11 protein-coding genes and 1 riboswitch are annotated in these 13,396 nt (G+C 33.5%); of the genes, 1 reads left to right on the top strand and 10 read right to left on the bottom strand.

The window, feature by feature from the left end:
* Positions 1–17 precede the first annotated feature (17 nt).
* The 9 genes from MKY00_RS09735 to MKY00_RS09695 all read right to left on the bottom strand — a co-directional run bounded on the left by MKY00_RS09735 (position 18) and on the right by MKY00_RS09695 (position 11,417).
* On the bottom strand, positions 18–1,199 hold the full coding sequence (locus MKY00_RS09735) for a NupC/NupG family nucleoside CNT transporter (RefSeq protein ID WP_062822704.1): 1,182 nt from the start codon (positions 1,197–1,199) through the stop codon (positions 18–20).
* A gap of 102 nt (positions 1,200–1,301) precedes the next feature.
* Positions 1,302–1,973, bottom strand: coding sequence for a deoxyribose-phosphate aldolase (gene deoC / locus MKY00_RS09730; RefSeq protein ID WP_001017443.1), 672 nt, complete (start codon positions 1,971–1,973; stop codon positions 1,302–1,304).
* A 308-nt stretch (positions 1,974–2,281) separates the two neighbouring features.
* The gene (locus tag MKY00_RS09725; RefSeq protein WP_016717188.1) at positions 2,282–3,229 is read right to left on the bottom strand and encodes a sugar-binding transcriptional regulator; all 948 of its coding nucleotides are present in this window, start codon (positions 3,227–3,229) and stop codon (positions 2,282–2,284) included.
* 642 nt (positions 3,230–3,871) lie between these two features.
* Positions 3,872–4,015: a Phr family secreted Rap phosphatase inhibitor gene (locus MKY00_RS09720; RefSeq protein ID WP_000721513.1), complete on the bottom strand. Its 144-nt coding sequence runs from the start codon at positions 4,013–4,015 to the stop codon at positions 3,872–3,874.
* Complete coding sequence (locus tag MKY00_RS09715; RefSeq protein WP_016717187.1) at positions 4,012–5,106, bottom strand: response regulator aspartate phosphatase; 1,095 nt, start codon at positions 5,104–5,106, stop codon at positions 4,012–4,014. Before MKY00_RS09715 ends, MKY00_RS09720 begins: the two co-directional genes overlap by 4 nt.
* Positions 5,107–5,403: 297 nt before the next feature.
* Positions 5,404–6,483 (bottom strand): non-hemolytic enterotoxin subunit C, encoded by a 1,080-nt coding sequence (gene nheC / locus MKY00_RS09710; protein WP_016717186.1) that lies wholly within the window; start codon positions 6,481–6,483, stop codon positions 5,404–5,406.
* A 107-nt stretch (positions 6,484–6,590) separates the two neighbouring features.
* On the bottom strand, positions 6,591–7,799 hold the full coding sequence (nheB, locus tag MKY00_RS09705) for a non-hemolytic enterotoxin NHE subunit B (protein ID WP_016717185.1): 1,209 nt from the start codon (positions 7,797–7,799) through the stop codon (positions 6,591–6,593).
* 31 nt (positions 7,800–7,830) lie between these two features.
* The gene (nheA, locus tag MKY00_RS09700) at positions 7,831–8,991 is read right to left on the bottom strand and encodes a non-hemolytic enterotoxin NHE subunit A (RefSeq protein WP_016717184.1); all 1,161 of its coding nucleotides are present in this window, start codon (positions 8,989–8,991) and stop codon (positions 7,831–7,833) included.
* A gap of 599 nt (positions 8,992–9,590) precedes the next feature.
* Positions 9,591–11,417: an APC family permease gene (locus tag MKY00_RS09695; protein WP_016717183.1), complete on the bottom strand. Its 1,827-nt coding sequence runs from the start codon at positions 11,415–11,417 to the stop codon at positions 9,591–9,593.
* Between the two features lie 144 nt (positions 11,418–11,561).
* A riboswitch (cyclic di-AMP (ydaO/yuaA leader) is annotated at positions 11,562–11,708 on the bottom strand.
* Positions 11,709–11,847: 139 nt separating this feature from the next.
* On the opposite strand from MKY00_RS09695, the gene MKY00_RS09690 reads away from it, so the two are divergent.
* Positions 11,848–11,976 (top strand): hypothetical protein, encoded by a 129-nt coding sequence (locus tag MKY00_RS09690; protein ID WP_000031869.1) that lies wholly within the window; start codon positions 11,848–11,850, stop codon positions 11,974–11,976.
* Positions 11,977–12,046: 70 nt separating this feature from the next.
* On the opposite strand, the gene MKY00_RS09685 is transcribed toward MKY00_RS09690, so the two are convergent.
* A protein-coding gene (locus MKY00_RS09685) for an IS3 family transposase (protein WP_085966774.1) occupies positions 12,047–13,380 on the bottom strand; the annotation gives its coding sequence in 2 pieces (ribosomal slippage) (positions 12,047–12,993 and positions 12,993–13,380; 1,335 coding nt in all).
* Between the last annotated feature and the right edge of the window lie 16 nt (positions 13,381–13,396).

Genomic DNA, 13,396 nt, shown 5'->3' with positions numbered 1-13,396 from the left:
TATATGATATGAATCTATTAAAATAATAAGCCCACGATTGTTGCTGATAAAAAACTTACTAATGTTGCACCGAAAAGCAACTTCAAACCAAATCTTGCGACTACATTCCCTTGCTTTTCATTTAAGCTCTTAACTGCCCCTGCAATAATTCCAATTGAAGAGAAGTTTGCAAATGAAACTAAGAATACAGATATAATCGCTGTCGTTCTATCTGAGAAATTAAAGTTTCCTTGTGCTAAATCTGTCATAGCGACAAATTCATTTGATACTAATTTTGTTGCCATAATATTTCCAGCATTAACAGCTTCATGCCAAGGTACACCCATAATAAATGCAAATGGCGCAAATACATAACCAAGAATTTCTTGGAATGAAATACCGATTACACCTTTAAATACAGCGTTAATGAATGCGATAAGAGCAACGAAACCAATTAACATAGCTGCTACTGTAATCGCAACTTTAAATCCGTCTATAATGTATTCTCCTAATACTTCAAAGAAAGTCTTTTTCTCTTCCTCTTGTACTTCTAACATATCTTCTTCTTCAGTAACTTCATACGGGTTAATAATAGAAGCGATAATAAAGCCACCGAATAAGTTAAGCACTAAAGCGGTTACAACATATTGCGGTTTTAATAACACCATATACGATCCAACGATAGACATTGAAACGGTAGACATTGCAGATGCACATAATGTATACATTCTTTTCTCTGGCAATAATCCTAGTTGTTTCTTAACTGAAATAAACACTTCAGATTGTCCTAAAATCGCAGAAGCAACAGCGTTATATGATTCTAGTTTTCCCATTCCATTTACTTTACTTAATGCTAGACCGATAGATTTCACGATAATAGGTAACACTTTAATGTGTTGCAAAATACCGATTAAAGCTGAGATAAATACGATTGGCATTAATACACTTAAAAAGAACGAAAACTCTTTTTGATTTACTAATCCACCAAATACGAAATTCACACCGTCAGCGGCATATTTTAATAGCTCTCCAAAACCATCTGCTATTCCGCTAATTAATATATTCCCTACACTTGTATTTAATAATAAAAACCCAAAAATGAATTGTAATATAACCATCGTTATGATTGGGCGATATTTGACTTTTTTTCTATCATTACTAGCAAGCCAAGCGATACCTAAAATCAATACGAGGCCTAAAACACCGATTAAGTATTTCATAAGCCGTCTCCTCCCATTCGTATCCGCTTACATCTTTTTCAATTGTTAAAGCAATAGATACACTTTACTTTGTGTATCTATTGCTTTTAACATCATTAATGATTAGTAGTTATCTGTAGCACCTTTTGCATCATTTAATACGATTGCAACACTAGCACTTGCTCCAACGCGAGAAGCTCCAGCAGCTACCATTTTTTCTGCATCTTCACGTGTACGAACGCCACCAGATGCTTTTACACCAACGTTTGGTCCAACTGTTTTACGCATTAATGCGATATCTTCAGCAGTTGCTCCGCCAGTTGAGAATCCAGTTGAAGTTTTTACGAAATCAGCACCAGCTTTTACTGATAATTCACAAGCGCGTACTTTCTCTTCATCTGTTAATAGGCAAGTTTCAATGATTACTTTTACAAGAGCTTTTCCTTTTGCTGCTTGTACTACTTCATAAATGTCTTTTTCAACAAGTTCGTCGTCGCCATCTTTTAAAGCGCCTACGTTGATTACCATGTCAACTTCAGTTGCACCTTTTGCGATAGCATCTTTTGTTTCGAAAGCTTTTGTTTCAGTAGTACTTGCGCCTAATGGGAAACCGATTACAGTACAAACATCTACATCATGTCCAGCTAATTCTTCAGCAGCTAGCTTTACCCATGTAGGATTAATACAAACAGAAGCGAATTTATATTCCTTTGCTTCTTCGATTACTTTCATAACATCTTCTTTAGTAGTATTAGCTTTTAAAATTGTATGGTCAATTAACTTTGCAATGTTCATTATCTTCACTCCTCATATCTTTTAACAACTTCATTCTAACTCTTAGTTGAACAAATGTAAATACACTTTTGAAATTTTGTTCATTCTTTTTAAAAAGGGAATTTTCCTATAGTAAATAAAGCTCATTCTAACTAAGAAACACTTCCTATTTAAAATCAAAACTTTTATATTAACAATGGTAGTATGTATCTCAATATCCATAATTATTTTTAAAAAGGCAATTTGTATTCAAACAGCACTCCCATAATTCATACATAACAAAATAAAAGGCTTTCTCAAAATTAATATCTTGAGAAAGCCTTTTATTTCTAATCTTTTTGATAATGTAACAGTTCTTTTGCTGTATGCTGATCGATAATTAATACATTTGCATATCCGCCACGTAACGCACCATCAATTGCTTTTATTTTTCTATTACCACCAGCAACTAAAATAGAACGTTTCTTTAATTTCAGTTCCTCTAACTCAATTCCAATGGTCCGCTTATTAATTTCTTCACTACTAATATTTCCATCCCCATCAAAGAAACGTGAACAAATGTCACCGACCGATTGTTTTTTGAGTAAACTTGTTTCATCCTTATCGAAATAACCTAATCGGAATAATAGCGCTTCGTCTCGCACTGTCCCTACAGTGAAAATTGCAATATTTGCTTGTTTCCCCATTTCGATAATGTGATGAATATGTCGATCCTGCTCTACTAATTCCTTTGTCACTGCATTATCAAATATAACTGGAAGGGGTAGATTTCTTGGCGTCGTTTGAAAAGCATCTGCAAATAAAGCGATTGTTTCATTCGCATATGTATTTACACTCGAATGACTAATACCACCTTTTAACTGAACGACTTCTACACCTTTTACATGTTGCGGTACAATTTTTCTAGCGATTTCATACATCGTCATTCCCCAGCTTACACCAACGATATCACCATTTTTAACCGTCTTTTCCATATACTCAGCTGCATATTTACTAATATACTCTGTAATCGTTGCGTATTCTGGCACTGGAGAAAAAACGACATGCGCCTCTAACAAATTGTACTTTTCTTTCAGTAAATTTCCAACGTTATCTAAATCAGCAAATGGATCAGCTATACTAATTTGAACAAATCCTTTTTCTTTCGCGTACTTTAATAACCTAGAAATCGTCGGTCTTGAAATATTTAGTTTGTTAGCAATTTCTTGCTGACTATAATCTGATTGATAATATAATCTTGCAACCTCAACGCTTAATTGTTGTTTATCTTTATCCATAGTAACTCAATACAAATCCTTTCCTGTATTTCCCTTTCGTTACAAGCATTATACAGCTTTATGCAAAAAAATTCGACTACCGAATTTTATCTAACTGAACATCCACTACACTTACCGCATGAAATAAAACATTATTGTGTAGATTTACTAACTCAATATAGTTACGCGTGAAACATGTAAATCCATTATCATTTAATTCACGCATTTTCTGCATTAACGATAACAGGACCGCTCAAAAACGCACGGTAGAATCAAGTTATTTAACATAGAAAAGTTGTATATGAGGCCCAGGATATCAAAAACTGCTTTTCTCATACTTATGGAATTTCCATTCGCGTTTTCTGTAAGGGTTAGTAAAGAGACCATTTTTTGTCCTTTTTTCTTAATTCCATACGTAACATGCATTAAATCTTCAGTTTGAAGTGAAAAATTAAAACAAAATTTACCTGTTTTAGTGAAATTTAATTTTTGTTAGACAGCTAAGAAAAGATGAGCTGATTTCTTGTTATGAGAGCGTCTTAAAATTTTCGTTTGATGGACAATGAGGTATCAGCACATATTAAAAAGCCCATTTCTTTTTAGGAAATAGGCTTTTCTTAGGAATTATAATTATCGTTTTTTAAAAGGGGAATGAACCTTTTACTAGATTCCTCCACCTGGTTCAGTCATATGTTGTACAACAGGTGCTTTTTCTGATATATTTTGATGAATTTCAGGGTTATTTAATCCAATAGATAATACAGTGACAGTTACTAGACTTATGACGAAAACCTTAATCTTTTTCATCTTAAATACCCCTTTTCCTTTATTGAAATTTTAGCTTCATAACTCATACGATAATACTCTGAAGCCCTATCCTTCATTCCTACATTATAACACTCATTAGCTAAAAGTTCAGAATAATTTTGAATTTCTTTTGAAATATTTTGTTCCTTAAAATAAGCTATAGCTTCCAAGACAACAAACTCTAATTTTTCAATAGAAACCTTATTAACTAAAGCACTCAAGATATTATAACGGTGGTGGTATTCTTCCGTACAATCTTTTAGCCCTTCATCAATAAAGAATTTTGCCTTTTCATAATTCCCTAATTTATAGTGAACTTCCGCTAAGGTATGTATACCTTTTTTCTGGTACGGTAATCGCGGGGAACTGAATTTTTCATATACATCTTCTAAATGCCTTAGAGAGATTTCCCACAATTGTTGATTCGAATAAAAAACAGCTAAATTATAACGAACTGTTAGGGCTGCTTTCAATTCCTTTTCATCCTCTAATATACTTAAGGCAGATATTAAATATTCTTCCGCCATATCATGCTGATCAAGTGTAATAAGAGACATCCCTATTGTGTTTTTACACGCTCCAACTTTCGCATGAAACGTATGTAATTCTTTATCTTCTGCGAAATAATCAAGGGCATTAGATGTATATTTCACCGCTAAAGTAGGTTGCGACAAATAGTAATGATATAAACCTACTCTATATTGAAACTCTGCATTTTCTAATTCATCATTAAGTATTGGAAGCATTTCTTCCGCAAGTTTCAAATGATGTTCTGCCCTTGGATACTGCCCCATTTCTGTTTTATAGATGAATTTAAAGAAGTGATAATAGTATTGTAATCTTGAATCAGGTTGCTCTTGAAGATGTGAAAGACTTTCTAGATCATTTTCAAAATTACCGATTAACATTTGAAAACGCCAATTAAATAAGGTGTAATAATCTAAAAGATTGTCACATTCTTTCATACTATCAAGTTTTTCGTCTATAACTTGTTTCAACATAATAGTTTTTTCAGTATGTTGAGAAACCATTTGATGATACCATTCTTGTAATAATGCATACCCTGTATGTGTGAAATCTCTTATTTCCATCGCGCGTCACCCTCTCTTTAGCTATTACTTGCATATTATTTAAATATTAACACAATTATTTTGAATGCATGCAATTTTGAGGTTGAGAAATATTTTAGGATCAAACTATATATTTCGCACTTAAAATACACATGGCTAATATCCAATTGCACTTATTTGAAAGAGTTATATAAATTTCTATTAAGACCTATTTTTTATAAATAGAACTTGCGATCATCATACCAAGAAGAGTAAATACCTTGAGATAAGAAGGTTGGTACTCTCGGCAAAAAATAAACAGCAGAACTAGTCCACTGTTTACTTCGCTACGCCTTCATGTAATTTTTCTGTATAATCTTTTACGTCTTTCCAGCTATCTTTTGCTGTATGTAAATCTTCTTTTATAAACGTAAACTCTTCAGGAGTAATTCCTTTTACGTTTTGTAATAAGTTATTATATTTTGCCCCTACTGTATACCATTGATTTGATATGTTTTGCAGTGCTGTAATTGCTGCATCAATCGTTTCAGTCATATTTGTTGTTTTATTTTTTACATCTGTCAAAATTGCGACTTCTGCTTGCGCTCCAGAAATTCTATCTTTTAAATTAGCGATTTCTCGTTCTGCATTTGCGATATCTTTTTTCGCGACGGCAATCATCGGTCCGCCAGCAAGACATGTTATTAGAGCTACGCAAAGTACGCCACCAGCAATAACCATATCATTACTCTTTTTAATCGAATCGTTATATGTATTTATTTGTTGCTCTAGAGCTGGAATACCTGCATTCGTACTTGCCAATATCGCTGTTAACTGATTTGTATCCTCTTTGAAACTATTTGTATCTTTCGCCATTCTATCGCGAAAAGCTTTCAAATTTCCTAATAATCCATCTACCTCATTTTGATTCTTTACAATATCCGCATACAACTTTTCTAAATCCGCTTTTAATTTTCCGCTATCCTTTTGATCAATCGCTATTAACATGTCATTATAATACGATTGAAAAGTATTATTGTAATTAATAATATTTTGATCCGTTTTCATAATTTGAGGCTTCATACTATTTAACCAATACGCCGCATTCATTTTTGCATCTCTTTGATGCTGAATCATATTCCCTTTAAGCTCACCATTAATCGAACTTATTTTGCTTAAATCCGTTTCTTGCTGATTTTGAATTAATTTTGCATATGAATCCATCGCGAATATGCTCGATGTTGTTTGTGCCATTACATCTTGGAATCCTGCTGAGCCAAGAGAGTAATCATTCGCATTTTCTTGTTGTATTTTTACGTTTTGTTCTGCTGCAAAAATATGTAAAGGAAATGCGTTACTCGTTGCCACCCCAGCAATCATTAATGTTAAAAGACATTTCTTATAAAATCGTTTCTGCATACTTTTCACCTAGTTTCTTTATAAGAGTATAAAAAGCTCCTGCTCACAACTGAACAGGAGCTTCAAATCATTCATCAACACTTAACGCTCTAACGATTCGTATTCGATTATGCTTTTTTTGTGTCTACTACTTTAATGTCTTCAGCATAAATCTTTTCTGCATAGTCTTTAATGTTTTTCCAGCTATCTTTCGCAATGTTTAAATCTTCTTTAATAAAAACAAGGTCATTCGGACTAATTGAATCTACATTTTGAAGTAAAGAATTGTATTTTGACCCCATTGTGTACCATTGGTTTGAAATGTTTTGCAACGCTGTAATTGCAGTATCAATTGTATTTGTTAAATACTCCGTTTGTGTTTTAATGTTTGTTAATCCTGCTACCTCTAATTGAGCAGTTGTAACTTGTCCTGTTATTTTTTGAATTTCAGCTTGTGCATTATCAAGCTCTTTTTTTGCTAATACGATTCCAGCTGTACCACCGCCTACAGCTGCTGTACCACCTGCAATTAACGCGACTCCTAACGGTGTCCCTGCACCTGTAGCAATAACTACTGCACCACCAATAATGGCAATTGGCCCTAGAGCTGTCGCAACTGATGAACCGATAATAATTGCATTATATTTACTAATTGCTTCATTGTACGTTGTAATTTGATTTTGCAATAGCGGAATTCCAGCGTCTTGACTAGCTAAAATAGATGTAATTTGATTTGCATCACCCTTAAAGTTTTGCGTATCCGACGTCATTTTATTTCGGAATTTCTTTAAGTCTTCTACTAACTGATCTACTTGCGCTTTATTTTCATTAATACTACTTGATAATCTAGTTAATCCTTTCGTGAGCGTCGCTTTATCTTTTGCATCAACCGCAGCAACTAAAGTATCATAATAGTTTTGGAATTTCGTATTGTAATTAATGATATTTTGATTCGTTGAAATAAGCTGTGGCTTCAATACATCTAACCATTGCTTCGCATTTCCTCTAGCTGTATCCTGGTGCTGAATCACTTTTCCTTTTAAAGTAGCATCAACAGACGATACATTTCCAAAGTTAACATTACCTTGTTTAATAATTGTTAAAGCGTACAGATCCATTACTAAAGCGTTTGAACCTGTTCTTTCCATTGCATCTTTTAGGCCTTCTGGTCCTAATGAGTATTCCTCATAGTCATTATAAGCTTTTGCTACCGCATGAACTGGAGCTTGTTTCACTGTACTTTCAGCTGCATACGTATGAGCTGGCATAATGTTTCCTGCTGCAAATACTGCCATAAGTGCTGATAGAGCCATTACTTTATAAGGTTTTTTTGTCATTTTTCTTCTCTCCCTATATCGTTACTTATTTTTAATGTACTTCAACGTTTGTAACGTAATCTTCAAATTGATTCGTTTGTTTATTCATTTCATCACTTACTTTTTTAATTTGGTTGAAATGTTTTTGTAGTAAACTACTATCTGTATATGTGCCTTCTTCAACATTCTTTTGAATTTGGATCATATTATTGTTTAAAACTTTCCAATCCGTTAACAACGTTTCTAATGTTGTAATTTGACGATCAATTAGTTCTGTAAAGCTACTTACTTGATCTTCAACGAATGTAATTTGTGTCGCCTCTGCTTCAATTTGTGATAACTTTTGAATAAGTGGTAGTAGCTCTTTTTGCTTTTGCTGAATGCGAAGAGCTGCTTCTCTCGTTTGGCTATCTGCAGCATTTACAATTTCATTACTTAAAGTACCGATAGAAACGAAATCAATCGTTTTCGTTTGTGCAGTTTGATTTGTAATTGTAAATACTTGTTTACCGATATTAATAGAACCTTTAATAATTTCTTGAGGTCTATTCAATATAGTAGTTAGTTCAGCTTGAATTTCCCCTTGAATTCTTTTAATATCTTCTCTTAACTTCACAATATCTCCACTTGATCCTTGTAGTGTTTTTATTGCTTCATCAGCCTTTATCGATAAGTTATTACTATCTTTGTCTAATACTGTTTTAAATCGATTTAGCTCTAATAAATCTTGCTCCATACTCTCTTGGATGCTTTGTACTTGCAATTGTAATTTTCCATATGCACCTGTAAAATCTGCTTTTGCTTGTCCATCTTCATTTACGTTCCCTGCTAGTTCATAGAGCTTACTATAATAGCTATTAAATCTAGTACTATACCTCATCATCTCTTGATTTAAGTCGATTAACTTCGGATTATATTCATCAATCCACTCTCTTACATTTGCCTTTGCAAATTTTTGATGATTCGTCAAACTACTCATCGCATTCACCTTAATGTCTGGCTGTTGTAAAATTACTAGTCCATATGCTTGTATAAGTGGTGACTGTGATCCTAACATTCTAATTGAATTGGATAATGTATTTGGAACAATTACATTTTGTGCATATACTGTTTTCACTTCTGGTTGCCCTTCTTTGGCGTAAGCGCTTACAGGAATGAAGCAACTCGTAGATACTGCTGTAACCAATAACCCTGTAATTAAAGTCTTTTTCACTTTAACTCCTCCTATGTATTAGCAACTATTACTATCGCATTTTATTATTCTATTTTCTTACCCATAATTTGAGATGGTTAAAATAGAGAACGTTCTCACCGCAATCCATGTATGAACCACCTCTCTCGTATTGCTACAGTACTTACTTATCGTCACAAAACATTTTATTATTTTTTCATATGTGATTAGTATGAATAACATTGTATAAAATTTCTATTTTATAGCAATTTCCACATTCACACAGTGAATATATTACATAAAAATATTATTCATCTTAAATTAAATGACGTACGTAAATATGAAATTCCGTTTTGTTTTTATATAAGTTTTATACTGTAAGGTCATTTAAACACAGCTATTTATATAACGTAAAGAAGTATTTTCATTCCCTTTATTTTCAAGCCTTCATGTCTTTATTTCAAAATATAATCCACTTCACTTTTTCAATTGAAATATCCATATATCACAACAAAACTCTCTACTTACTCACAGATGTAAAAATTATATTAATATATCTTTTAGACTCATATGCAATTATGCATAGCGTATACACAAAAAGGATAGCTCCACTTTCGTAAAGCTATCCTTTAAAAAACTTCTTACTTTTTCAAATGATATGGAACTGTCGTAATAACAACATTTCTTTTATAGAGTAAATACGCACGAATGAGTAAACTAGACTGATTATGGAGAATGTTATGCCAACCTTTCTTCGGAATGAACTGTGGTATAACGACAGTAACTCGATAATTTGATTCACTCGCTTTATATTGTACTGTATCAATAAACTTCGTTAGTGGTTGAATAATACTTCTATAGTGAGAATGTAATGTAACAAGCCTTACTTCAGGTTGCCACTTCTTCCATTTCTCTTCAAATTTCTTTTCCTCTTCTCTGTCAAAAGCAACATATACAGCGATAACTTGATCTGCAGAAAGAGACTTCGCATAGTTTAATGAATTTTCTACTACATGCGTCATACCAGCTACTGGAACGACAATTACATTCCCCTCAATTGGAATAAGAGGTTCGCAAGTTTTTAAGCTTAATTGATCACCCACTGCATCATAATGCTTCTTAATTCGGTGGAACAAGAAGATAATAACAGGTAAGAAAATAAGGATTGACCAAACTTGTGCGAATTTAGTTAAAAAGAACATACTCATTACGATAAAACTAATGACTGCACCAATTAAATTGACTGTTAATCGTAAAGCCCATCCTTCTGGTTTTTCACGAAGCCATTTTAATACCATACCACTTTGAGAAAGGGTAAATGGAATAAATACGCCTACTGCATATAACGGGATTAAATGTTCCGTTTGTCCTTGGAAAGCTACAATTAAAATAATTGATGCAATTCCAAGTATAATAATACCATTTGAATAACCTAGACGGTCTCCTCTTATCGTAAACATTCTCGGTATAAATTTATCTTTTGCAAGGTTAACTGCTAATAGTGGAAATGCAGAATAGCCTGTATTAGCAGCAAGGATTAATATTAAAGCAGTTGTACCTTGTATAAAATAGTACATGAAATTACGTCCAAATGTTTGTTCAGCAATTTGTGAAACAACTGTTACTTCTTTACTTGGGGAAATTCCGTAATAATAAGCTAAGAACACAATTCCTGAAAATAAAACTGCAAGTAATGCACCCATTGCAAGCAATGTTTTCGCTGCATTGTTAGGTGCAGGATCTTTAAAGTTTGGAATTGCGTTTGAAATTGCTTCAACACCTGTTAAAGCAGAACTTCCTGATGCAAATGCTCGTAACAGTAAAAACAAACTAATCCCTGCAACTGGTGTTCCAATCGGCGTGTGTAAATTCGGTGACACGTGACCAGTTAAAATATTATATATCCCTACACCAATTAATATAAATAATGCTAAAACGAATAAATAAACAGGATATGCTAAAACGGAAGCTGATTCCGTTACCCCTCTTAAATTTAAGATGGTAATAAATATAACAAATATAATCGCAATGATTACATTATGTGCATGTAAACTAGGAAAAGCAGATGTTAGCGCATCTGTACCTGCAGACACACTTACTGCAACAGTTAAAATATAATCCACTAATAAAGATCCTCCAGCAATTAAGCCCGAATTCATCCCTAAATTTTCTTTTGATACAACATACGCCCCTCCGCCATGCGGATAAGCAAAAATAATTTGACGATAAGATAAAATAAGGGCTGTCAATAATACTAATACCCCAATGGCTATCGGAATAGAATACCAATAAGCGATTGCTCCAACACCTGCTAGTGCAATTAATATTTGCTCTGGACCGTAAGCAACTGATGACAATGCGTCAGAAGAAAGAATGGCTAACGCCTTCGTTTTATTAAGCTTTTGTTCTCCAAGCTCCGTTGATTTTAACGGTCTTCCAATTAAAAATCTTTTAATAGATGAAACCACTGCTGTCCACTCTCCAATAATTTTGTACGAACTTTTCTGCTAGTTATAGCGGATAAACGATTTCTTCAGAAAACAAAAAATGTCTACAAGCCATAACGAAATAGACTTGTAGACATTATATTTTTTGTCGCACAAGCTCCACCTTCCTTCTCAATATAACGCTTACGAGGTTAGCTGTCGGATTCGGGCCTATGAGTAGCCCTACCTTTTTCAAGGATTCACCCCATTGGATTAAGAACTAATCCATAAGAACGGGTCCCCCGCACCATGCGGTTTCAGCGATTTAGAAAATTGAAACTGTGGATTATAATACTCCTTTATTTTCAAAATGTAAACAAAAATTTTTAAAAAGAAAAAATTAAAATGATTGCGCATAATCCGCCGGTAAATATACATAATGAATACTAAAAAATCAATAAAGGAGACCTATATGTCTAAAGAAAAGAAGCCTATTTTTTCCGATTCCTATTTAGATGCATTAGCAAATGAAATTAATCAATTATACGGTAAACGTGAACAGGAAATAAATTTGACAGATAGAACAAAAAGAAATAAATGATTTGTCATAAAAAAAGAAAGCAATACACTTATATAATCTGTACCCTTTGTAAAGGACATTTTAAAAAAAGTTAGGCGGCATCAAGAAGATGGTTTCTGTATTCGACAGGAGTCATCTTCTTTAAATTCCACTGATATCTGTGCTGATTATAGTATTTCATATAGTCTTTAATTTCTTGTTTTAACTGTGTGAAAGATGTACAAGTTTTGATGTGTGCTTCATCTTTAAAGTGCCCGAAAAAAGATTCTTGTGGGGCATTATCCCAACAGTTTCCTCGCCTTGACATAGATTGTCCCAGCTTTAATTTTTTGACTAATTTTTGATAGGTAGGACTTGTGTAATGAGCACCTTGATCAGAATGAATATAGGCATCTTGCGTTAATCGTACCTTCTTATTCTTCTTTAGTTTGTGCAGCGTCGTCGTTGCGATATCTAAGGTAAGTCGTTCTGAAACATGATACGCCAAAACTTCATTCGTAGACCCGTCTAGAATAGTAGATAAATATCCTTTTTGATTCTTACCATAAAACAGGTATGTGATATCTGTAAGAAGTACCTTTCCCGGTACACCTTGCCTAAATTCGCGTTTTAATCGATTGGGTACCACGAAGTGTTCTTTCGTCGCTTTCAACATTTTTTTATAGGGATTTTCTCTACGAATAGGACAGATTATCCCATATTTTTTCATGATTCTACGGATGCGTTTCAAATTGTAGACAACTTGAAATTGACCCGCCAATGTCATTTTGATCTGACGAGCCCCCTTTTTTCGGTTTTTAAATCGAAATGCCTTTAATATAATCTCTTTCACTATTTCATCTTGATGTATTCTTTTCTCTCGCCGACTTTGAGAAATGGCTAAAAAATAATTATAGTATCCAGAACGTGAAACGCCTGCGACCTGACACAAATATCTCACCATATTTTTCAGGCGGTATTTTTCAATGATAGAACGAATTAATAGGTACTTTTGACTAGCGTGTAACGTTATTTCTTTCCCATCCTCCCTTCCATAAATTTGATCTTTTTTAACAGTTCATTTTCAGCTTTTAATAAGTTTCGTTCCGCTTCCAAACGTGCATATTTCTCCTCTAATGTAAGTTCTCTTTCTGACTTTCTTCCTGAGTTTTCCTTACGTGTGTCTCTTAAGCCCCATACACCGTTTTGCTTATAGGACGTACGCCATCTATTTCCTGATGACACAATACGTTGTAGACCGATGATATCTATATCAAAACCACATTCTTCAAAAATAATACGAGGTGGTTTACCCTGTTCATTTTCCTTAATAAAAATACGCTTGAATTCATCGGTATAGGTAATTCCTTTTTGGCTTACCGATTTTACGTATCGATTTTTTGATAATATTTGAATTTCCTTTTCTGTAAGCAATTTTTTCGTCATTTTGAAATTTCTCCGA

The organism is Bacillus sp. FSL R9-9834 (assembly GCF_038006905.1).
GTDB classification, from domain to species: Bacteria; Bacillota; Bacilli; order Bacillales; family Bacillaceae_G; genus Bacillus_A; species Bacillus_A pacificus.
Note: the sequence above shows the minus strand (reverse complement) of the source record. Positions and strands in the feature narration are given on the sequence as shown.